This window comes from Streptomyces camponoticapitis (assembly GCF_014646115.1).
GTDB lineage: Bacteria > Actinomycetota > Actinomycetes > Streptomycetales > Streptomycetaceae > Streptomyces > Streptomyces camponoticapitis.
This window is the reverse complement of sequence record NZ_BMMV01000002.1, coordinates 96,022-118,846: the sequence shown is the minus strand read 5'-3', so window position 1 is coordinate 118,846 and position 22,825 is coordinate 96,022. Positions and strand designations below refer to the sequence as shown.

17 protein-coding genes are annotated in these 22,825 nt (G+C 71.1%); 10 read left to right on the top strand and 7 right to left on the bottom strand.

The window, feature by feature from the left end:
- Positions 1-23: 23 nt before the first annotated feature.
- Entirely contained in the window at positions 24-914 is an 891-nt protein-coding gene (locus tag IEY79_RS03200; protein WP_229700592.1) for an AraC family transcriptional regulator, read from the bottom strand.
- Positions 915-1,094: 180 nt separating this feature from the next.
- Here IEY79_RS03200 and IEY79_RS03195 point away from each other — a divergent pair, with 180 nt between their 5' ends.
- Positions 1,095-2,177 (top strand): aldo/keto reductase, encoded by a 1,083-nt coding sequence (locus IEY79_RS03195; RefSeq protein ID WP_189105727.1) that lies wholly within the window; start codon positions 1,095-1,097, stop codon positions 2,175-2,177.
- 320 nt (positions 2,178-2,497) lie between these two features.
- Positions 2,498-6,574 carry a discoidin domain-containing protein gene (locus tag IEY79_RS03190; protein ID WP_189105726.1) on the top strand — a complete coding sequence of 1,359 codons (4,077 nt, stop codon included), beginning with the start codon at positions 2,498-2,500 and terminating at the stop codon, positions 6,572-6,574.
- A gap of 32 nt (positions 6,575-6,606) precedes the next feature.
- On the opposite strand, the gene IEY79_RS03185 is transcribed toward IEY79_RS03190, so the two are convergent.
- Positions 6,607-7,353: a hypothetical protein gene (locus IEY79_RS03185; RefSeq protein WP_189105725.1), complete on the bottom strand. Its 747-nt coding sequence runs from the start codon at positions 7,351-7,353 to the stop codon at positions 6,607-6,609.
- A 2-nt stretch (positions 7,354-7,355) separates the two neighbouring features.
- Positions 7,356-7,952, bottom strand: coding sequence for an RNA polymerase sigma factor (locus tag IEY79_RS03180; RefSeq protein WP_189105724.1), 597 nt, complete (start codon positions 7,950-7,952; stop codon positions 7,356-7,358).
- Between the two features lie 466 nt (positions 7,953-8,418).
- Between IEY79_RS03180 and IEY79_RS03175 the strand changes: the two genes are divergently transcribed.
- Positions 8,419-9,237, top strand: a complete 819-nt coding sequence (locus IEY79_RS03175) for an SAM-dependent methyltransferase (RefSeq protein WP_189105723.1) — start codon at positions 8,419-8,421, stop codon at positions 9,235-9,237.
- Positions 9,238-9,270: 33 nt separating this feature from the next.
- Here the strand turns inward: IEY79_RS03175 and IEY79_RS03170 are convergent, their stop codons facing one another.
- Together IEY79_RS03170 and IEY79_RS03165 are read right to left on the bottom strand one after the other, a co-directional pair.
- A complete protein-coding gene (locus IEY79_RS03170; protein WP_189105722.1) occupies positions 9,271-9,930 on the bottom strand; it encodes a response regulator transcription factor in 660 nt (219 codons plus the stop codon).
- 5 nt (positions 9,931-9,935) lie between these two features.
- Positions 9,936-11,147 carry a sensor histidine kinase gene (locus tag IEY79_RS03165; RefSeq protein WP_189105721.1) on the bottom strand — a complete coding sequence of 404 codons (1,212 nt, stop codon included), beginning with the start codon at positions 11,145-11,147 and terminating at the stop codon, positions 9,936-9,938.
- A 109-nt stretch (positions 11,148-11,256) separates the two neighbouring features.
- On the opposite strand from IEY79_RS03165, the gene IEY79_RS03160 reads away from it, so the two are divergent.
- The 3 genes from IEY79_RS03160 (at position 11,257) to IEY79_RS03150 (ending at position 15,812) form a co-directional block, all read left to right on the top strand.
- Positions 11,257-12,180 (top strand): ABC transporter ATP-binding protein, encoded by a 924-nt coding sequence (locus IEY79_RS03160; RefSeq protein ID WP_189105720.1) that lies wholly within the window; start codon positions 11,257-11,259, stop codon positions 12,178-12,180.
- 2 nt (positions 12,181-12,182) lie between these two features.
- On the top strand, positions 12,183-12,920 hold the full coding sequence (locus IEY79_RS03155; protein ID WP_189105719.1) for an ABC transporter permease: 738 nt from the start codon (positions 12,183-12,185) through the stop codon (positions 12,918-12,920).
- Between the two features lie 93 nt (positions 12,921-13,013).
- A complete protein-coding gene (locus tag IEY79_RS03150; RefSeq protein WP_189105718.1) occupies positions 13,014-15,812 on the top strand; it encodes a protein kinase domain-containing protein in 2,799 nt (932 codons plus the stop codon).
- 66 nt (positions 15,813-15,878) lie between these two features.
- Here IEY79_RS03150 and IEY79_RS03145 read toward each other — a convergent pair whose 3' ends face one another.
- Complete coding sequence (locus IEY79_RS03145; protein ID WP_189105717.1) at positions 15,879-16,460, bottom strand: TetR/AcrR family transcriptional regulator; 582 nt, start codon at positions 16,458-16,460, stop codon at positions 15,879-15,881.
- Positions 16,461-16,636: 176 nt separating this feature from the next.
- On the opposite strand from IEY79_RS03145, the gene IEY79_RS03140 reads away from it, so the two are divergent.
- The 4 genes from IEY79_RS03140 to IEY79_RS03125 are packed head-to-tail and all read left to right on the top strand — an operon-like array spanning position 16,637 to position 21,543.
- A complete protein-coding gene (locus IEY79_RS03140; protein ID WP_189105716.1) occupies positions 16,637-17,227 on the top strand; it encodes a 2Fe-2S iron-sulfur cluster-binding protein in 591 nt (196 codons plus the stop codon).
- Entirely contained in the window at positions 17,224-18,216 is a 993-nt protein-coding gene (locus tag IEY79_RS03135) for an FAD binding domain-containing protein (RefSeq protein WP_189105715.1), read from the top strand. Before IEY79_RS03140 ends, IEY79_RS03135 begins: the two co-directional genes overlap by 4 nt.
- Entirely contained in the window at positions 18,213-20,387 is a 2,175-nt protein-coding gene (locus tag IEY79_RS03130; RefSeq protein WP_189105714.1) for a xanthine dehydrogenase family protein molybdopterin-binding subunit, read from the top strand. Before IEY79_RS03135 ends, IEY79_RS03130 begins: the two co-directional genes overlap by 4 nt.
- Positions 20,380-21,543 (top strand): XdhC family protein, encoded by a 1,164-nt coding sequence (locus tag IEY79_RS03125; RefSeq protein ID WP_189105713.1) that lies wholly within the window; start codon positions 20,380-20,382, stop codon positions 21,541-21,543. Before IEY79_RS03130 ends, IEY79_RS03125 begins: the two co-directional genes overlap by 8 nt.
- Before the next feature lie 46 nt (positions 21,544-21,589).
- On the opposite strand, the gene IEY79_RS03120 is transcribed toward IEY79_RS03125, so the two are convergent.
- Positions 21,590-22,606 (bottom strand): DUF4331 family protein, encoded by a 1,017-nt coding sequence (locus IEY79_RS03120; RefSeq protein ID WP_189105712.1) that lies wholly within the window; start codon positions 22,604-22,606, stop codon positions 21,590-21,592.
- Between the last annotated feature and the right edge of the window lie 219 nt (positions 22,607-22,825).

Genomic DNA, 22,825 nt, shown 5'->3' with positions numbered 1-22,825 from the left:
CCGCACGGGTACTCCGGGGCCGGCTACTCCTCCACCGTCGGGACGGTCTGGAGGCGTACCGCGTCCTGCCCCGGCGGGGCGCCGAACATGCGCCGGTACTCCCGGCTGAACTGGGACGCGCTGTCGTAGCCCACGGCATGGCCGACCGCCGCCACGTCGGACGGCGCCGCCATCAGCCGGACACGGGCCTCCTGGAGCCGTAGCTGTTTCTGGTACTGGAGCGGACTCATGGCGGTCACCGCGCGGAAGTGCCGGTTGAGCGAGGCGACGCTCACGCCGACCTCGTCGGCGAGGTCGGCGATACGGATCACCCGGTCGAAGTGGGTCTTGATCCACTCGACGGCCTTCGTGACCAGCGCGAGACGGCTCCCGGCCTGCCCGATCTGTCTGACCAGGGCACCCTGTGGTCCGCTCAGCAGGCGCCAGTGAATCTCACGCCGTACACCGGCCGCCAGCATCGATGCCTCTCGCGGGTCGTCACGCAGCCGCAGGAGCCGCAGGACCGCGTCGAGAAGCCTGTCGTCGGCGTCGCTGGTCGCGATGCCCGGTCCGTCGTGGGGGCGGACCTCGGTGGGTCCTTCTTCGAGGGACAGCTGCGCGATGAGCGCGGGTTGGAGCGGCAGACCGAAGGCGAGAAACGGCTCGGCGGGCGTGGCACGGGTGATCTGCGAGGTCAGGGGGAGGTCGACCGCGACGACGAGGAACTGGCCCGCGTGGTAGTCGAAGATGTGCTCGCCGAGAGCCGATCGCTTCGCCCCCTGCACGACCAGGGCGAACACCGGCTCCGTGGTCGAGCCCAGCGGTTCGGTCACACGGTCGGTCGCGAACACGTTCATTCCGTCGATCCACACCGGCCGCGGGCTGCCGGCGGCGAGCCGTGCGATCCGGCTGCGCAGTTCGTCCGATCGGTCCATCGTTCCAGTGAACCACGGGTGGGCGCCCGAGCCGAACGCAGCCGACTGGAAATTGAGCGGATCGTGCACTGATCCGCGCGCATCGGTCTAGGAGATCCCGACCCCGTGCACTTGAGTGGACGGAGCAGCGGGACCACCTCACACAGGGTCCCGAACGCCATAGAACCGAGGATTCGAACCATGTCGCTCACTTCCTACGTCACGCTGGGCCGCTCGGGCCTGCGCATCAGCCCGTTCACGCTGGGGACCATGACCTTCGGCGAGGATCACGGGTGGGGCAGCAGCCCGGAGGAGGCCAGGAACATCCTCTCGGCCTACCTCGACCGCGGCGGCAACGCGATCGACACCGCGAACATCTACACCAACGGCCACTCCGAGAAGATCATCGGGGACTACTTCGCCGACCGGGGGGCGCTGCGCGACCGGGTCGTGATCGGTACGAAGTTCTTCGCCAACCTGTACGCGAACGACCCCAACGGCGGCGGTCCCGGCCGTAAGGCGATCGTGCAACAGCTGGAGAACTCGCTGCGACGCCTCCGGACCGATTACGTCGACATCTACTGGCTCCACAACTTCGACCCGACCACACCGGCCGAGGAGACCCTGCGCGCGCTGGACGATCTGGTCCGCGACGGCAAGGTGCGCTACGTCGGATTCTCCGACGTACCGGCGTGGGCGACGGCCGAGGCGGCGACCGTCGCCCGTATGCGCGGGTGGGCTCCGATCATCGCGCTCCAGCTGGAGTACTCCCTGCTGGAAAGGACCTCGGAGGGCGAGCTGATCCCCATGGCCCAGGCGATGGGGATGGGCGTGATGCCGTGGGGTCCGCTCAAGAGCGGCTTCCTGTCGGGCAAGTACGCCAGCTCGGCCACCGGCCCGGTCGACACCACCCGCGCGCAGCTGGTCGGAGCGCCGAGCGAGGCGGACTACGTCGTGATCGACGCGCTCAACGCCGTCGCGCGTGAGGCGGACGCCAGTCCGGCGGCCGTGGCGCTCGCCTGGGTGCAGGGCCGTCCGGGTGTCACATCGACGCTGGTCGGCGCGCGCCGCATGGACCAGTTCGAGGCCAACCTGCGCGCCCTCGACCTCACGCTCACCGACGCCCAGCGCACCACGCTGGACGAGGTGTCCGCCCCGGCCCTGAACTTCCCCGCCGTGAACAACAGGACCCTCGCACCCATGCTCCAGTTCGCGGGAGCCACCGTGGACGGGCGCCCGTCGGTGGTGTCCCCGCTGCTTCGGGCGAACGACGCGCGCTACTGAGCAGCGCCGGCGAGACCGGCCCGCTCCGCCCCGGCGGTGTGGACCCGGGCGTCCGTGGTCCAGCGGTCAGCGGGTCAGCGGGTGAGGGAGGCGGGTCAGCGGGTCACCTTGAATCGGCGGCGGATCGGCGGCGGATCGGCGGCGGCGAAAGCCGACCGCCGTCCCCGCCGACGCCGCCGCTCGCGACCGCCTCCCGACTGCGGGAAATGCCCCGGCTCTTGACAGAACCGGTCCGGGATTACAGCCTATGGCAACGTTGTCAGACGGTCTGTGCAGGCCGTTTGCTCTTGAGGGCTCGCCTGAAATGGATCACGTCACTCATGCCGAACCAGTCATCCCGCCCTTCCCGCAGGGCAGTTGTCGCAACCGGCTCGACCTTGCTCGCGGGCTTCGGCCTCGGGGTCGCGCTCCCCGGAACGGGCCACGCCGCCGGAACCGCGCTCACCGCTGACGCCGCCCGCGGCCGGGGCGAACTCGCCGCGTACCGCCCCGTCCAAGTGTCGTCCGTCGACTACGCGCCCAACCCGGCCGAGTTCGTGGTCGACAAGCTCAACTCCCCCGGCGTGAAGGGCAGCGGCTGGCGCGCCGCCGCCGGCGACCCGCAGTGGATCTCCGTCGATCTCCAGGCGGAGTGCACCGTCGACTCCGTCCGGCTCACCTTCGAGGCCACCGCGGACGACCCCGTCTTCACCCCGTCCCCCACCGGCAGTCCCCGTGACAACACCACCGGGCAGGAGATCCTCTCCAGCTGCGCGGTGGCCTTCACCATCGAGACCTCCCGGGACCGCCGTACGTGGACCACCGTCCACCGCACCACGGACGGCACCGGCGGAGTCGCCGAGATCAAGCTGGACAAGGCGACCACCGCGCGCTGGGTGCGGATGACCGTGACGAAGCGCTCGAACGCCAACCCCCTGGGTCTCAACGGTTTCGAGGTGTACGGCACGGCCAAGGGCCACCGCCCGGCCGCCACCGGATGGACCGACTGGGGCACCCACGACCACAAGGCCCCCGCGCTGAAGGTCGCCGACGACGGCACCGTACCGCTGGAGTCCGGCTGGACGCTGACCATGGACGACTGGGCGGGAGCGGAGGGCGCCGAACTGTCCCGGCCGGAGGTCGACACCAGCCGCTGGCTGCCCGCGACCGTCCCCGGCACCGTTCTCGGCTCACTGGTGGAACAGGGTCATCTGCCCGACCCCGTCTCGGGAATGAACAACCTGCACATCCCGGAGGCGCTGTCGCGCCACTCCTGGTGGTACCGGCGCGGTTTCCGGCTGCCGCAGGGTCTGCGCACCGGCTCCGGGCGCCATGTCTGGCTGGAGTTCGACGGTGTGAACCACCAGGCGGACATCTGGCTCAACGGCGAGCGGGTCGGCGGGGTGACGTACCCCTTCGCGCGGTCCTCGCACGACATCACGCCCCTGCTGGCGGCCGACGGCGATCAGACGCTGGCCGTACGCATCACGCCCATGCCCTTCCCCGGCAGCCCCGGTGACAAGAGCGAGGCGGGCCTCGCCTTCGTGGACGCCGGCGCCAACATGATGAACCGCAACTCGCCCACGTATCTGGCCGCTTCGGGGTGGGACTGGATGCCGGCCGTACGCGACCGGGTCTCCGGCATCTGGAACCACGTACGGCTGCGCTCGACCGGTCACGCCGTCATCGGCGATCCGCGCGTGGACACCACCCTGCCCGGTCTGCCGGACACCGGCACCGCCGAGGTGACGATCGTCGTCCCGGTGCGCAACGCCGACACGGCCGAGCAGCGCGTGACGGTCACCGCGTCGTTCGACGACGTACGCGTCTCCCGCACCGTCACCGTGCCGGGCGGCGGCAGCACCGACGTCGTCTTCGCACCGGCCGACCACGAGCGGCTGCGGTTGCGCGATCCGCGGCTGTGGTGGCCCAACGGTTACGGCGAGCCCGCCCTGCACGACCTCACGCTCGTCGCCGCCGTCGGCGGGAAGGAGAGCGACCGGCGCACCACCCGCTTCGGCATCCGTCAGTTCGGCTACGAGTACGCGATACCGCTGCCGTTCGGCGGCGGGACCGACGCGTACACGCAGTCGGTGGCCCTGGGTGCCAGGACGGCGCGGTACGTCCGTGTCCGCTGTCTGACCCGCGCCACCGACTGGGGCTCCTCGCTGTGGGGTCTGTCGGTGATCGACAGCGCCGCGCCGGGGACGGACCTGGCGCTGCGCAAGACGGCCACGGCCTCGTCCGTGGACGAGCCGGGCCATGAGGCCGGCAACGTCACCGACGGAGACGCGAAGACCCGCTGGGCCTCGAAGTTCGAGGACGACCACTGGATCCAGGTGGACCTCGGCGCGCCGGTCTCCTTCGACCGCGTGGACCTGACGTGGGAGCAGGCGTACGCGAAGACGTACGTCGTCCAGGTCTCCGACGACGGCGAGAGCTGGACGGACGCGGAGTCGGTCGACAACTCGGCGGTTCCGCTGCCGTTCAAGAACGCCAACGCCAGTCTGCAGAGCGTCGACACTGGGGCCCGTGAGGCGCGCTACGTGCGGATCAACGGCGGCGAGCGGGCGACGAGTTGGGGCAACTCGCTGTGGACCCTGTCGGTGATCGACAGTGCCGAGCCGGGCACCGACCTGGCCCTCCACAAGACGGCCACCGCCTCCACGGAGGACGGCGACAGCAAGGCGGCCAACGCCACCGACGGCAAGGCCGACACCCGCTGGTCCTCCGCCTACGAGGACAACCAGTGGATCCAGGTGGACCTCGGCGAGTCCGTCTCCTTCGACCGGGTGGTCATCGTCTGGGAACCCGCGTACCCCAAGACGTACGTCATCCAGATCTCCGACGACGGCGAGAAGTGGACGGACGTGAAGTCCGTCGACAACACCCCGGAGCCGCTGAAGATCAGCGTGAACGGGGTACGTGTCTTCTGCCGGGGCGGCAACTGGGGCTGGGACGAACTCCTGCGCCGGATGCCCGCCGAGCGGATGGACACGGCGGTCCGGATGCACCGCAACATGAACTTCACCATGATCCGCAACTGGCTCGGCAGCAGCAACCGCGAGGAGTTCTTCGCCAGTTGTGACGAGTACGGGCTCCTCGTGTGGAACGACTTCCCGAACGCGTGGGCCATGGACCCGCCGGACCACGACGCGTTCAACTCGCTGGCGCGCGACACCGTACGCCGCTACCGCACGCACCCCAGCGTCGTCCTGTGGTGCGGGGCCAACGAGGGCAACCCGCCCGCCGCCATCGACAACGGCATGCGGGAGGCGGTCCTTTCGGAGGCGCCGGGCATCTTCTACCAGAACAACTCGGCCGGCGGCATCATCTCCGGCGGCGGTCCGTACGGCTGGGTGGAGCCGGAGCGCTACTTCTCCAAGTCGACCTACGGCGGGGGCCACTTCGGCTTCCACACGGAGATCGGCATGCCCGTGGTCTCCACTGCGGAGAGCGTCCGCAACCTGGTCGGCGACGAGCCCGAGTGGCCGATCGGCGAGGCGTGGTACTACCACGACTGGAGCACCCGGGGGAATCAGGCGCCGCAGAACTACCGCGCCGCGATCGAGGCGCGGCTGGGCACGGCCGGGGATCTGGACGACTTCACGCGCAAGGCGCAGTTCGTCAACTACGAGAACACCCGGGCCATGTTCGAGGCGTGGAACGCCAATCTCTGGAAGGACGCCAGCGGCCTGATGCTGTGGATGTCCCACCCGGCCTGGCACAGCACGGTGTGGCAGACGTACGACTACGACTTCGACGTCAACGGCACCTACTACGGCGCCCGTAAGGCGTGCGAAGCGGTTCATGTGCAGGCGGACCCGCAGAAGTGGGACGTGGTCGCGGTCAACCACACCGGGCGCGCGCTCAAGGGAGTCAGCGTGACGGCCCGGCTGTACGACCTGTCGGGCCGGCAGCTCGGTTCGAGTCGAGTCGCGAAGGTGGACATCGCCTCGTCGAGCACCGCTCCCGCCTTCACGGCCGCCTTCGGTGCGGACCTGCCGGACCTGCATCTGCTGCGGCTCGTCCTGGAGGACAGCAGGGGCAGGTCACTGTCGGAGAACACGTACTGGCGCTACCGCGAACCGGCCGACATGCTGGCGCTGAACAAGGCCCGGCCCGTCAAGGTGACCGCCGACCTCGGCCATGTCTCCCGGTCGGGCGAGCACCGCACGATGACCGTGACGGTGCGCAACCGGGGTGCGGCGGTGGCCTCGATGCTGCGGCTGTCGCTGCTCGACGCCAAGGACGGCCGACGGGTGCTGCCGACGCTGTACGGGGACAACTACCTGTGGCTGCTGCCCGGTGAGTCGCGGACGGTGACGCTGAGCTGGCCCGCGAAGGCACTGCGGTCGGGGCGTCCGGCGCTGCGGATCGAGGGGTACAACAGCGCGGAGACGGTGGTGCGCGCGTAACGGGGACCGGTTGCCGGCAGGCTCGTCACCCGTCACCCGTCACCCGTCGTTCGGCGGGCGGCGGGTGACGTGCCTCCGACCGGGCCCGGCGGGACTTGCCGGCCCTGAGGGAGGTCGTGGGTCAGGGTCGGGACGGGGCGGGGGATCGTGCCGTAGTCGAGGTCCGGGTCCACGGGGAGCCGGTTGATGACCGCTTCCAGCCGGGCCGGGAGGGTCGGGCGACTGCCGGAGCGGCACTGGGTGAGCAGTTGGTGGCGGATGCTCTCCGGCAGCAGCGGACGGGCGGCCGGTGCGCGGGTGGCGCCGTCCGGGGCGGCTTCCAGTCTCCGGGCCTCCGCGCGCCAGTGCCTGGCGTCACTGAATTCAGCACGCCGCCCGTGCGCGAGGGAGAGACAGAAGGCGGCGGTCCTGTTGCCTCCGCCGGCGGCGAACTGCCACCAGAACTGGGCCGCGTCGTGGTCCCGGGCCAGATGAAGCAGCGCGGCGAAGACGACCGCGCCCTCGGGGTCCGGCCGGTCGTCGTCCGCCAGGCGCTCCAGAGCCGTTGCCGCCTGCGGGCTGTCGACGATGAGGGCGACCGCGAGGTCGAGATCCCGGGCGGCCTGCTCGTGCGCGGCGACAGGGCGCCGGGCGTCGGGGCCGGCGCCTGGATCCCAAGACTCGGCCTTGCTGTCGACGCGCTGCCTGGCCGCTTCGGTGTCGTAGTCGGAGTAGGTGTCGGCGAGGACTTCCGCCTGGTTCAGCAGGTCGCTGATGGAAGCGTGGTCGTTGGTGCGCACGTCTAGTCTTCCGTCTCGGTCGGGCCGGTGTTGATGTTGAGCTCGCGTGCCAGGCGTCGCCGGGCGTGCCGTACGTGGGAGCGCACGGTGGCGAGTTCGATGCCCAGGTACTCCGCGACGTGCTCCTCGTCCATGCCGAGGACGAAGCGCAGGACGATGACGTCGTACTGACGCTCGGGTAAGCAGGCGATGGCCCCGTACAGGCCGAGTTCGCCCTCCAGGACGGCGAACTCGTCGCGCGGCTCGTGCGGGAGGAGTTTCCCGATGGCCGCGTGGAAGGCCGCCGTGCCCACCAGGAGGGGTTCGAGGCCGCGTTCGTCCAGCCAGCGGTGGATCTCTTCCTTCAGCAGCGACCACGCGTAACGGGGCACCGACTCCTGGGCCAGGACGTACTTCCAGTCGCTCTTCAGACGCGCGCACGCGGCGTCCACGACGGTCTCGGCCGCGGGCCGGCTGCCGACCTGGGTGTGGGCGTAACGCATCCACAGTCTGCGGTGGTAGTCGTGGAAGGCGTCGAAGGTCAGGCCCAGCAACTTCCGCCGGGCGCCGCGGCGGGCGCGCACGCCCTTGCCGCGCGTTCTGGGCGAAGGAAAGGCCATCACGTCCCGCTCCCGGGCGCCGGATCCGGCTCGGCCCGTCTCAGGTGAGCTTCCAGTGGTGCGGCGGGAACGTACGACCGCCGGTGAAGGGGGCGCACGCCAGCGTGCGGCACAACGGCAGGGAAGATCTGGTCGGCGGTTGCGCGGACCACCGGAGCTTCCAGATCGAGTTCCACACGTGTCCTCGGGTCGATAGGCACCGCGCCGCTCCAGGGTGGAGGGCGTCGGAGAAGACGTGGTGTCTCATGAGTCAGCCAACCGGAGAAAGGGCCGTATGTGCAGCCCTTGCTTCAACTTTTTTCACCGACAGCAATAGTATGACTACTCAGGCGACCACGTGGTGGAACGGCTCCGGTTCGCACGTCGTCCCGTGGGGGCGGTGGGGAGTCGACTGCGCTGGCGAAGGGGGGCGTGCGCGTGGCGCGCACGGCCCGATCTGACGACGAGGAATCCCTGGGGGCGTGGCATGGCGGACGACAGCACGGTGGACCTGAAGCTGGATCAGGCGCATTCAGCCCGTATGTACGACTACTACCTCGGCGGCACCACCAACTTCCCCGCCGACCGGGAAGCCGCCGGGAAAGCGCTGGCCGCCTTTCCCTCCCTCCTGGCCACCGCCCGTATCAACCGGCGCTTCATGCGCCGCGCCACGCGGTTCCTCGCTCAGCAGGGCATGACCCAGTTCTTCGACATCGGCACCGGCATCCCCACCTCGCCCAACCTCCACGAGGTCGCGCAGGAGGTCACCCCCTCGGCCCGTGTCGTCTACACGGACAACGATCCGATCGTTCTCGCCCACGCCCGTGCCCTGCTCCACAGCCATGCCGACGGCCACACCGCCTACGCCCACGCCGACGCCACCAACCCCGCCGAACTCCTCGCGACACCGGAGATATCGGGGACCCTCGACTTCACCCGGCCCATTGCCCTGAGCCTCAACGCCCTGCTCCACTTCATCACCGACGACGGTGTCGAGGGCGGCGCCCTGGGCGTCGTCGAACACCTCAAAGCGGCACTGCCCAAGGGCAGCACCCTCACCATCACCCATGTCACCCCCGACTTCGACCCGGAAGGCATCGCCCGCCTCACGGGCGCGTACCGCGCGGCGGGCACCCCCGGACAGGCACGCGCCCTCGCCGACATCACCCGCCTCTTCGACGGGTGGGACCTTCTCGACCCGGGCGTCGTCCCCACGCAGCGCTGGCGACCGACCCTCGAAGACCAGGCCGAGAACGTCACGGACGCGGAAGCCGCCTGCTACGCGGGCATCGCCCGTAAGCCGTGAGCCGCCGGGAGGACCGGATCGCGGGCACGCCCGCTACTCGTCGGCCCCGGGAGAGATGAAGCCCGACTCGTACGCCGTGATCACGGCCTGGACGCGGTCCCGCGCGCCGAGCTTCGCGAGCACGCCGCTCACATGCGTCTTGACCGTCTCGGTGCCCAGATGCAGTCGCGCGGCGATCTCCGCGTTCGTCAGGCCGCGGGCCACGAGCCGCAGGACCTGGCCCTCCCGTCCGGTGAGCGCGGCCTTCTCCAGCGCGCGTCGTGAGGATTCGTCGCCGTGCGCGGCGGCGAGGGAGCGCAGCGCGGGGGGAAAGAGCAGCGACTCGCCCTCCGCGACGATCCGTACCGCGTGCACGATCTCGGTGGGCCGGGCGCGCTTGAGCAGGAATCCGTCGGCTCCGGCGCGCAGCGCCTCGTAGACGTACTCGTCCTCCTCGAACGTGGTGATGACGAGGATCCTCGGAGGGTCGGCGACCGTCCGCAGCACCGCCCGGGTCGCCTCGATGCCGTCCATCAGCGGCATGCGTACGTCCATGGCGACGACGTCCGGCCGCAGCTTGCGCAGCAGGGGGATGACGGCCGCACCGTCCGCCGCCTCGCCGACGACCTCGATGTCGGGCTGCGCCTCCAGGATGGCGCGCAGCCCGGCGCGGACGAGGGCGTCGTCGTCGACGAGCAGAACGGTGATCGGCATGCCGGTCACCGTAGCGGCAGGGTGACGCGCACCCGCCACTCTCCCTCGTGCGGCCCGTACTCGGCCACACCGCCGAGCAGTACGGCCCGTTCGCGGAGCCCGCGCAGCCCGGAGCCTCCGTCGCGGAAGTCGCGCGACTCGGCGGGCAGCTTGTTCCGCACCTCCAGCTCCAGCCGGCCGTCGCGGACCTCGATCCGTACGGTCACCGGCACCGGACCCGCGTGCCGCAGCGCATTGGTGAGGGACTCCTGCAGCATCCGGTAGCCCTCGTGCGAGACCGGCCCGGGCAGGGCGTCGACGTCCCCGTCCGTCTCCGCGGTCACATCGGCCCCGGCCCCGCGCGCCGACTCCACCAGCCGTCCGGCGTGGGCGAGCGTGAGCCGCTGCTCGGTCGGGTTGGCGTCCTCGCGCAACAGCCGCAGCACCCGGTCCAGTTCGGACAGGGCCTCGCGCCCGGTGTCCTCGATGGCGGCCAGTGCCCGGTCGGTGAACTCCGGTGTCCCGGCCGCGCGCGCCGCGCCCGCCTGCACCACCGCGATGGTGAGCGCGTGCCCGATGGTGTCGTGCAACTCGCGGGCGAGCCGGGTGCGTTCCTGCAGCCGCTCCGTACGCTCCTCCAGTTCCGCGAACCGCTCCGCGGGGGACGGGCCGAGCAGCCGGGGCGCGAGTCCGGCCATCAGCGCACCCGCCCCCCAGGTGAGCGCGATCAGCGTGACGCCGGTCACCGGGGCGAGCAGCGGGTACCACCAGCTCCAGGGCCCGAGCAGCGGCAGCGGGGACCCGAACGGCGGCCACAGCGACGGCGTCAGCAGACCCAGCATCAGCACGACGCCGTTGATGGTGACCACGGTGACCCCGAAGCCGAGCCACAGCCGCACGGTCAGCCATATGAAGACCCGCCACCTGTCGCCCCACGAGGCCGAGGGCGAACCGGCGATCCCGAGGTCCGGTCGCCGGTGCGGCGTCCGTGGCCGGGGAAAGAGCAGCAGTTGCGCCTGCATCGTCTCGGCGACCCGCATACCGGGGACGCACGCGGCGACGGCGACCAGCGGCAGAGGAACGAGCGGCAGCAGCCAGTTGCCGCCCCCGGAGCCGTCCAGCCCCGGGTAGATCAGGCCGACGACCGGCGCGGCCACAGCGCCGATGAACAGGTGCAGCCACCGGGTGTACGTGACCGTACGCACCGCTGGCCGCACCAACCGGGGAAGACGCCTCATGGGGTCCATCGTCGCAGCGGCGCGGAGCGGCCGACTCCCCCACGTGGGGGAACTCGCTCCCGCCGCCGGGGGAAGCGCCCACCCCTCCCCGGACCGCACCGTGGACGGCATGACAGCCATCGATGTGAAGGACCTGACCAAGGTCTACGCACAGGTACGTGCGGTGGACCGGCTCACCTTCTCCGTCCGGCCCGGCCGGGTCACCGGGTTCCTGGGACCCAACGGTGCGGGGAAGTCGACCACCATGCGGCTCGTGCTCGGCCTGGACCGCCCCACCTCCGGCACGGCGACGATCGGTGGCCGCCCGTTCACCCGGCTCGATGAGCCGCTGCGGCAGGTGGGGGCCCTCCTGGACGCCGAGGCGCCGCACGGTTCACGCACCGCCCGCGCCCACCTCCTCGCGCTCGCCGCGAGCAACCGCGTCCCCGACCGCCGGGTGGACGAGGTCCTCGAACAGACGGGCATCGCGAGCGTGGCGTCCCGCCGGGTGAAGACGTTCTCGCTCGGCATGCGCCAGCGCCTGGGCATCGCGGCGGCCCTGCTCGGCGACCCTCAGGTGCTGCTCCTCGACGAGCCGTCGAACGGCCTCGACCCCGAGGGCATCATCTGGATCCGCGAGCTGATGCGCGGCCTCGCGGCCGAGAACCGCACCGTGCTGGTCTCCAGCCATCTGATGGGCGAGACAGCCTCCTTCGCGGACCATCTGATCGTCCTGGGCAAGGGCAGGCTGCTGGCGGACACACCGACGAAGGACTTCATCGCGTCCCGCGTGAAGCCGCGTGTCCGCGTCCGTACGACGGAGCCCGCACGGCTGCGCGAGGTGCTGCTGCGGCACGGCCACTCCCCCGTCGAGTCGGACGAGGGCCGCATGCTGATCGACGGTGTCGCGATCGACACCATCGGCCCCCTGGCCGCCGGGGAAGGCATCGTCCTTCTCGAACTCGCCGCCGAGGAAGCCACGTTGGAGCAGGCGTATCTCGATCTCACCTCGGGCGCCACGGAGTTCTCCGCACCGACCCCGCAGGAGGCGTGACCGTGTCCACCGCAGCCGTACTCCGCTCCGAGTGGATCAAGATCAGGACTCTGCGCGGCGCCGTGTGGTCACTGCTGGCCGGCTTCGTACTGACGGTCGGCTTCGCCGTCGCGACCAACGCGGCGATCGGCGACTCCGAGGCCGACAACGCCGACTTCGACGCGCTCCACTCCGTCTTCATCGGCCTGAACCTGGGCCAGATCGCGGCGATCGCCTTCGGCACGACGGCCATGTCGTCGGAGTACCAGGGCGGAGCCATCCGCGCCTCGCTCACGGCGGTGCCGAACCGGAGCCTGTTCTACGCGGCGAAACTCACGAACGTGGCGGGTCCGGCACTGGCGCTGGGCCTGGTGACCACGCTCGTCTCGTTCCTGGGGGGAAGCGCCTTCATGGGCGACGCGGCGCCGAACCTGGGCGACGGGAACGCGCTGCGCGCGGTCGTGGGCGGAGCCGTGTACCTCGCGCTGATGGCCCTCTTCGCGGCCGGCCTGACAGCGCTGCTGCGCAGCGGCGTCGCCGTCCTGAGCATCCTGATCCCGTTCATCCTGGTCGTCTCCATGGTCCTCGGCGAGGCGTCGGGCTCCCTCGCCGACTACCTCCCCGACCGGGCCGGCCAGCAGGTCCTGTACGCGGACCCGCCGGGCGACCTGTCCCCGCCGGCGGGCCTGGCGGTGACGGCGCTGTGGGCGGGCGCGGCGACACTGGCGGGCTGGTGGTCCCTGCGGCGCAGGGACGCTTAGCCCTCAGCGCCCCCGCATCTCACTCCCGAACCCTCAACACCCCTGCCGCGCGGGTACATTGAGATCGCCGATTCCTTGAGCGAGGGGGCTGGGATGCGCGGCGCGACCCTTGACGGTCGGTACACGCTCACCGAGCGGATCGGTGCAGGTGGCATGGGTGAGGTGTGGCGGGCCACGGACGCGCGGCTCGACCGCCAGGTGGCCGTCAAGCTGCTGAGCCTGCCACCGGGCACGGCCGGTGCCGAGCGGGACCGGCTGCTCGCCATGTTCGGCCGGGAGGCGCGGGCCGCCGCCGCCCTGGACAGCTCGTACATCGTGCCGGTCTTCGACCACGGGGCGGACGGCGAAGCCCCCTACCTCGTCATGGCGTTGCTCTCCGGCCGGACCGTACGCGAGCTGCTGGCCGAGGGGCCGCTGGCACCGGAGCGGGTCGCGATGATCGCCGCGCAGGTCTGCCGGGCGCTGGCGACGGCCCACCGGGCCGGCATCGTCCACCGCGACATCAAACCGGCGAACGTGATGCTCACGGACGAGGGCACCGCGAAGGTGCTCGACTTCGGCATCGCCAAGTTCCTCGACGCGACGATCGGCGGCCGGCTCACCACCACCGCCGACTCGCCCATCGGCACGCTGCCCTACATGGCACCGGAGCGCTTCACACGAGGTGCGGACGACGGCCGGACGGACGTGTACGCACTGGGCTGCATGGTGTACGAGATGCTCACCGGCGCGCCGCCCTTCGACGCCGTATCGGCGCCCGCGCTGATGCACAGCCATGTCTACGAGACACCCCGGAAGCCGTCGGCACGGCGTGGGGGGCTGGCCCGCGAGTGGGACGAACTGGTGGGGCGGATGCTGGAGAAGGCCGTCGACCGGAGACCCACGGCGGAGGAGGCGCGAGCGGTATTCGAGGAACTGGCCCTGCCCGCCCCGCGGCTCACCGCCGACACCCTTCCTGTCGAACCGCCGGAGCACACCGGCGGTCCCCCGCGACCCGCCGTCTCACCTCTGCGGCGACTCGCGATCGGCGCCGTACGCCCCGATCCGGGCATGATCTCCTACCTGCCTCCTCCGACTCGCACGAAGCAGCCGACCACGGCGGCTCCTTGGGCGTTGCGGCGCCGGCGCGGCACCTGGATCGGGGCCTCCGCGACCGCCGCCGTGCTCGCGGTCGCGCTGCTGACCTTCCAGGCCTTCGGCGGTGACGGCGACGGCGACGCGAACGGTGGAAAGAGCGGCGCGGGCGGGCCCAAGGCCGGCACGGTGGCCCCTGTGGCGAAGACCCAGACACTGACGCTCGGCTCCGACGCCGACTCCGAGGGCCCCGCACCGGCGGTGCGGGACGCCCGAAAGGGCGGCACGGTCACCGTCCTCGAACCCAACACCATCACCACCCTGGACCCGGGCAACATGTGGTCGGGATCCGAGAGGCTGATCTCCCGCCTCGTCCACCGCAGCCTGACCGCCTTCAAAACCCAGCCCGACGGCACCGTCCGCCTCGTCGGGGATCTCGCCCAGGACACCGGCCGGCCGTCGCTGGAGGGCCGCGACTGGACCTTCACCCTCAAGCCGGGCCTCACCTACAACGACGGATCACCCGTCCGCGCCCAGGACTTCGTGTACGCGATCCGGCGCGCACTCGACCCCGACGCCTTCCCGTTGGGCGACCGCACCCTGCGGAGCTTCCTGTTCGGTCCCGAGGACGCGGAGGGTATCGGCGCCGATCACGCGATGCCGCCGGGCACCATCGAGACCCCGGACGACCGCACCATCGTCTTCCATCTCGACGGCGCCCACCCCGACTTCAACGTCGTCCTGGCCGGCCCCAACAGCGCGCCCGTGCCGGAGCGGGTCTCCAAAATCTCCGCCACCTCCACACTTCTGCCGTCGACGGGCCCGTACCAGATCGACTCCTTCACCGACGCCAAGAACCTCACGCTCACCCGTAACCCGAAGTGGCGCGCGGACACGGACCCCGTCCGCACCGCGTACCCCGACCGTTACGAGATCACCGGCGCGGTGCCCCTCGACGAGATCAAGTCCCGGATCCGCGCGGCCGGTTCGAAGTCGGCCGTGATGACGTTCTCCGGCTCGCAGGACAAGGACGGCCTGGGCACGACGGACGGCGCCGCCGGCAGCGGCACGCACCGGGTGACCTCACCGGCCCCGTTCGTCCACGCGTACTCGATCGACAGCGAACGCGTACCCGAGCTGAAGGTCCGCCAGGCCATCGCCACCGCGTACCCGGCGGCGGACGTCCTGGCGGCGAGCGGGGAGGACGGTGTCACCACGCACCACCTCATGCCGCCGGGCATCCGTGGTTCACGTGACTTCGACGTGCACGGGGCCGGGGAGCACGGTGACCCCGCCCGCGCCCGCGCGCTCCTCGCGGAGGCCGGCGAGACGGGCTATCCGCTCATCCTCGCCTACGCGACGACGGCCGACGAAGCGCGGGGGGAGGTGGTTCGGCGCGCACTGGACAAGGCCGGTTTCAAGGTGACACTGAAGAACGTCGACGTCTCCGACATCTACGAGAACGTGGGCGAAGGCGAGTACGACCTGGTCCGCGTGCCCATGAACGCCCCCGGCCTGCCTTTGGCGTCGGCGTATCTGCCGGACTCCTTCGACGGCCGCTACACCTACCCCACCACCTCCAACTTCTCCCGGCTGAACAGCCCGGCGGTCAACGCCGCCATAGACGAGGCCAACGCCACGGCCGACCTGGCGGCGGCGGGCGAGAAGTGGTCCACCGTCGACCGCCGGGTGATGGAGCAGGCGGTGGCGATTCCCGTGTACGTGCCGGTCCGTACCTTCCTCCACACCTCCAGGCTGAAGGGCCTCCAGGTGGATCTGGACGGGCTGTCACCGCTCAACGCGTATGTGACCGACTGAGGCACGCGCGCGCCACCCGCTCGCACGGCCCGGCCGGACCGTGTCCGTGTCGGCGCCCATGTCCGGTCAGCGGCGAGGCGCCCCCGCGCGCAGGCCGTCCATGACGATGTCCAGGAGCCGGGTGGCCCTCGGCTGCCAGTCCTCGTGCGGGTCGATCTGCCAGAGGCCCGCGATGGTCAGGAAGAAGTCGTCCGCGGTCACTCCGGGGCGAATGGTGCCGGCCTCCTCGTTGGCGCGGAGCAGCGTTCCGGCGGCGTCCACCACCGGGGTGGGGCCCGGTCTTTCGGGGCCGCCCGGTGCGCTGGTGACCAGCCGGATCGCGTCGGCCAGTCCGGCCTTGGTCATGGCGAACCGAGCGAGGTGGTCCATCCACTCACGCAGGGCCTGTTCGGGTTCGCGCGTGTCCAGCAACTCGCCCGCCGCTTCGGCGACCTGCCGCATCTCGTGGCGGTAGAGCTCCAGGACCAGGGCCTCGCGGTGGGGAAAGTTGCGGTAGAACGTGCCCTGTCCGACGCCCGCCTTCTTGGCGATCGTGCTGAGCGGGACGTCCGCGCGCCGTGTCAGTTCGACCATGGCGACCTGAAGGATGCGTTCGCGGTTGCGCTGCGCGTCCGACCGCAGAGGTGTGTCCTTCTTCGGCTGGGGCACACGTCCTCCTCCCGGGTTCGTGGCCGAATCCCGTTCTTGTTAACCGGACAACTGTCCGTTACGTTGGCGTGAGTGGACAGCAGTCCGGTTTGCCACCACCTTAGCGTCGGCCGCCGTCGAGCGGTCCGCCGCCCACGGCCCGATTCCCTGTCAACAGACGCAAAAGAAGGCTGATCATGGCCCCAGCGACCTCGTCGACGTCCAGTGCGATCACCCTGAACATCAACGGCGAAAAGCATCAACTCACCATCGACCACCGCACCACCCTGCTCGACGCCCTGCGCGAGCGCCTCGATCTCACCGGCACCAAGAAGGGCTGCGACCAAGGACAGTGCGGTGCCTGCACCGTCCTGGTCGACAGCCGTCGCGTCGTCTCCTGCCTGAACCTCGCGGTCGCGGCCGAGGGACGGGAGATCACCACCATCGAGGGCATGGCCGAGGGTGACGAACTGCACCCCGTCCAGCAGGCGTTCCTCGACCTCGACGGTTACCAGTGCGGCTACTGCACACCCGGCCAGATCTGCTCGGCCGTCGCCGTCATCGAGGAACACGCCGCCGGCTGGCCGAGCGCCGTCACCGACGACGTGGGCCCCGAGGCGGGGCCGCCACCGCTGACCCCCGACGAGATACGCGAGCGGATGAGCGGAAATCTCTGTCGCTGCGGCGCCTACGTCTCGATCGTCCAGGCCGTCTCCCGTGCCGCCGGGGCGTACGAAGCCACACGCGACGAGCGGCGGACGGCAGCCGCGAAGGAGGCGGCCGCATGAGGGAGTTCGGCTATCAGCGCGCCCATGACGTCGCCGGTGCGGTCGCCCTTCTCGCGGCCGACCCCGACGCGCGGTTCCTCGGCGGCGGCACCAACCTCGTCGACCTGATGAAGACCGGCGTCGAACGACCCGCCCGGCTCGTCGACGTCCGTGAACTCCCCCTGGACCGCGTCGAGCGCACCGCGGACGGCGGCCTGCGCATCGGAGCGACCGTCACCAACAGCGACCTCGCCGCCGATCCCGAAGTCCGCAGCGGTTATCCGGCGTTGACCCAGGCCGTACTCGCCGGCGCCTCCGGGCAGCTGCGCAACATGGCCACCGTCGGCGGCAACCTGCTCCAGCGCACACGCTGCGGATACTTCGCCGACGTGACCAAACCGTGCAACAAGCGCTCCCCGGGCAGCGGTTGCCCCGCCGTCGGCGGCGAGCACCACAACCACGCCGTCCTCGGCGCCTCCGGCCACTGCGTGGCGGTCCATCCCTCCGACATGGGCGTCGCCCTCACCGCGTTCGACGCCGTGGTCTCCTACGAGACACCCGACGGGCCGGGCGAGGTGCCGCTCACCGACTTCTACCTCCCCGTCGGCGACACCCCGCACCGGGAGACCGCCCTGCCGCCCGGTGCGCTGATCACCCACGTCAGCCTGCCACCGGCCGGGGTCGCCGCGCGCTCCCGCTACCGCAAGGTGCGCGAACGCGCCTCGTACGCCTTCGCCATCGGCTCCGTCGCCGCCGCGCTCCGGATCGAGGACGGCCTCGTACGCGAAGCGCGTCTGGCCTTCGGGGGCGTCGCCTCCCGGCCCTGGCGTGCCCACGCGGCCGAAGCCGTCCTGACCGGCGCACGGGCCGGCGGCGAGACCTTCGCCGCCGCCGCGGACGCCGAACTCGCGGCCGCCACACCGCTGCCCGACAACGGATACAAGGTGCCCCTCATGCGAGACCTCGTGGTCTCCGTCCTGACCGAACTCGCCGAAGGGGAGGCCCGATGACGATCACCTCACCGGGAGCCGCGGCGCTGCGAGGCGCTGTCGGTGTCGCGCACACGCGAGTGGAGGGCCGCGACAAGGTCACCGGCGCGGCCCGCTACGCGGGCGAGATCCCCTTCGCCGAACTGGCCCACGGCTGGCTGGCGCTGTCCACCGTCACACGCGGCCGGATCCGTTCCGTCGAGACCGCCGCGGTCCTCGACATGCCGGGCGTGCTCACCGTGCTGCACCACGGCAACGCGCCGCGCCTGAACACCGACTACATCGGCATGCTCGGCGTTCCGCCGGACCCGACGGCCGCCGTCTTCCAGAACGACAGGGTGCCGTACGCCGGCTGGCCGGTCGCTCTGGTCGTCGCCGAGACGCCCGAGCAGGCCAGGGAGGCCGCCGAAGCGCTGGTCGTCACGTACGACGAGGAACCGCACGACACCGCGCTCGTCGCCGACCATCCCGGCGCCTACCCGGCCGAGGGACACATGCCGGCGGAGACGGAGAAGGGGGATCTGGAAGGTCAACTCGCCGCGTCCGCCGTTGTCGTGGACGCGCGGTACACCACCCCCGAACAGCAGCACAGCATGATCGAGCCGCACGCGGCGACCGCCCTGTGGGACGGTGGCCGGCTGGAAGTCGTCGACTCCAACCAGGGCACCACCTGGATCCAGGGCGAGCTGGCCAAGATGTTCTCGCTCGACGAGTCCTCGGTGCGGGTGCGCTCCGAGCACATCGGCGGAGGCTTCGGCAGCAAGGGCCTGCGGGCCCACCAGGTGTCAGCCGTGATGGCCGCCACCGCCCTGCAACGCCCCGTACGCGTGGTGATGACACGGCGTCAGATGTTCTCGCTGGCCGGCTACCGCAGCCCCACCACGCAGCGCGTCAGGCTCGGCGCCGACCTTGACGGCCGGCTGCGCGCCCTGGAGCACCACTCGCTGAACCAGACATCGACCGTGTACGAGTTCATCGAGCCCGGAGCCGGCGTCGCCCGGGTGATGTACGACGCGGACGCCCACCGCACGGCCAACCATGTCGTACGGCTCGACGTGCCGTCCCCGACCTGGATGCGCGCACCGGGAGAGGCCCCGGGATCGTTCGCGATCGAGTCGGCGCTCGATGAACTCGCCGAGCGGTGCGGTGTCGACCCGATCGAGCTGCGTCTGCGCAACGAGCCGGAGACCGGCCCCGTCTCCGGGCTCCCGTTCAGCAGCCGGAATCTGCCGGCCTGCTTCCGTGAGGGCGCCCGCAGGTTCGGCTGGGCGGACCGCGATCCGCGGCCCGGCGTGCGCCGCGACGGACGCTGGCTGCTCGGCACCGGAACGGCGGCGGCGTCCTTCGGCGCGGGCGCCGGGCCCTCGACGGCCAAGGTGACGGCCGAGGCTGACGGTTCCTTCAGCGTACGGATCGCCGCCGCCGACATCGGCACCGGAGCCCGTACCGCACTCACCCTGATCGCCGCCGACGCCCTGGAGACCACGCCCGACCGGGTCAGGGTCCGGATCGGGGACAGCGACTTCGGCCCCGCGATGATCGCCGGCGGATCGATGGGCACCCGCTCCTGGGCCTGGGCGATCACCGCCGCCGCCGGTGAGCTGCGGGAGCGGCTCGCGCTGACCCCGGACATCCCTCCGGAAGGAATCACCGTTCGGTCCGACACCACCGAAGCCATCCGCGCCCTCGCACGGAAGGAACGGCACTCCTTCGGGGCCCAGTTCGCGGAGGTCGCCGTGGACACCGCCACCGGAGAGATCCGGGTGCGCCGCATGCTGGGCATCTTCGCCGCCGGCCGGATCGTCAATCCGCTCACCGCCCGCAACCAGCTGGTCGGCGGCATGACCTGGGGCATCTCCATGGCCCTGCACGAAGAGGCGGTCCGCGACCGCGAGACCGGACGCCACTACTCCCCCGACCTCGCCGGCTACCACGTGGCCACAAACGCGGACGTCCCGGACATCGAGGCGGACTGGGTGGACGACCACGACCCGGACGACCCGGTCGGCATCAAGGGCGTCGGTGAGATAGGCATCGTGGGCGCCGCGGCGGCCGTCGCCAACGCGGTCTGGCACGCCACCGGCGTGCGCCACCGGAACCTGCCGATCCGGCCCGACCGCGTACTGACGGCGGCGTCGACGCCGGACCCGGCCGAAGCCGCCCCGTCCGACGGAGGAGCGGCGGATGCTTGACATCGCCGGCCAGTTGCACCGCTGGATGGAGGAGGGCCGGGCGTTCGCCGTCGGCACCGTCGTCTCCGTCGGGGGCAGCGCGCCGCGCGGGCCCGGCGCCGCCCTCGCCGTCGACAGCGAGGGAACGGCGATCGGCTCGGTCTCCGGCGGCTGTGTGGAGGGCGCGGTCTACGAACTGTGCGAGCGGGCCCTCCAGGACGGCCGGGCCGTGCGCGAACAGTTCGGCTACAGCGACGAGGACGCCTTCGCGGTCGGGCTGACCTGCGGCGGGGTCATCGACATGATGATCACGCCGGTTCCCGCCGACTCGCCGCAGCGGGCGGTGCTCCAGGCAGCGCTGTCCGCGGCGGCCGGTGGCGAGGCATCCGCCCTCGCCCGGGTCGTCCATGGCCCGGAGGAGTTGCTCGGGCGGGCTCTGCTCGTCCGCGCCGACGGCACCCACGAAGGCGGACTCGGAGGCCACCCCGAGCTGGATCGCATCGCCGCGGCCGAGGCCCGCGCCCTGCTGGACGCGGGCCGCACCGGCACCGTCGGGCTCTCCGAGGACGGGTCGCACTGTCCGGGCGGGCTCACCCTGCTGGTCGAGACCAGCGTCCCGCCGCCCCGCATGATCGTCTTCGGGGCGGTCGACTTCGCCGCGGCGCTGGTGCGGGCGGGGAAGTTCCTCGGCCATCACGTGACCGTGTGCGACGCCCGGCCCGTCTTCGCCACCGAGGCCCGTTTTCCCGAGGCCGACGAAGTCGTCGTCGACTGGCCGCACCGCTATCTGCGGCGTACCGCGACCGACGGGCGCACGGTGGTGTGCGTCCTCACGCACGAGGCGAGATTCGACATTCCCCTGCTCACGGAAGCGCTGCGGATGCCCTTCGCGTTCGTCGGTGCGATGGGCTCACGCCGTACCCACGAGGACAGGCTCCGGCGCCTGCGCGAGGCCGGCTTGAGCGAACACGAGCTGGACCGACTGCGTTCGCCCATCGGCCTTGACCTCGGCGCCCGTACCCCGGAGGAGACCGCCCTGTCGATCGCGGCGGAGGTGATCGCCGCCCGGCGAGGGGGCACGGGACTGCCGCTGACGGGCGGGGCGGAGCCCATCCACCGGGACCTGTCCGCGCCACCGGCGCCGCTGGTCGCGGGGCTGTCGGGATCGGACGGCTGAATCGGAAACCTGCCGACCGGGCCGGGCGGCCCCTGACCGGGGGTGTTCAGGACGTGGTGGGGTGCGGGTTGCCGAGGTACGGGAAGCGGTCCAGGGTGTCTGTGTGCGGGGTCAGGCCGGTGGGCGGTGCCTCGTTCTTGGTGAGGAACGCGACCCGGATGTCGATGACGTCCTCGGTGAAGGTGCGGCCGTTGGGGTACGCGGCGGGCTTGGACGGGTCGAAGTGCAGCACGTCCGGCAGGATGCCGTGCTCGTCGAGCGCGACGATCGCCTGCTCCCGCGTGTAGTCGCCGGTGTGGCCGAGCAGGTGGACGAACTGGTCCGTCCATCGCGCACGGTCGTTGACGGGCTCGCTCGCGTTGTACTCCTCCTTGGTGTCGTCGGTGTTGAAGAAGCTGCTCATCGACGGGTGCCCGGCCCGGTCGACGTGGACGAGTTCACCGTCGCGCAGGACGCTGCACCGGCCCCAGATGTGCAGCTCCGGCTGGGGGGCGAGCGCCGTGGTCGGCAGTTCGATGGCCATCGAGAAGACGTTGGCCGTGCTGTTGGAGTCGACGCCGGTCCAGGGGGACTCCCCGCTCAGGTGCGGTTCGGTGAAGTTCCGCTTGCCGCTGGTGTCGAACAGGTTCTGGACGCCGTCGAAGTCGAAGAAGAAGGCGTCACTGCGGCTGCCGGCGGCCACCTTGTAGTCGCCGGCGGCGACCACGTTGGCCTCGGTGTCGAAGGAGACGGCGGCGTCCGACACGATCTTGGTGCCGACGGCTTCGGGCTTGCGGGACTCCGGGCCGGTGGCCATGAAGACGCTGTAGGTCTGCGAGCCGTCGGCCGCGGGGCGGTTGAAGACCCAGCTGAAGGCGATGTCGGTGAGGTAGTCGCCGTCGTTGTCGATGTTCATGCGGTACACGGCGTCGGGGTGCAGGGCGTTCGCCTCGGGGTTGGCGTTGAGGATGAGAACGGTCCTGCCCGGATCGCCGGGTGCCCCGAAGGCGTACAGGTCGCACAGATCGAGGCGCTGGTCGCCGAGCGGCGCACCAAGACTGAGACCGGTGAAGTGATTCGACATGTCAGGGTTTCCTCTGCTCGCTCGCCGGGAGACCACCAGCGCGCGTGAACGGCCGTTCTGCCGCTCGTAAGGTGTGCGCGCCCCCGGGCGGAGCAGCCACGCTAGCCCGCTGCGACGGCCCGACCGCCGAGAGCGAAAGCGCCGCCGCGGAAAGGCCCTCGAATGGGTCACCGCGAGGGGGCCGCCCGCGCCGACAAGCTGCTCGACGAGGGCCTGGAG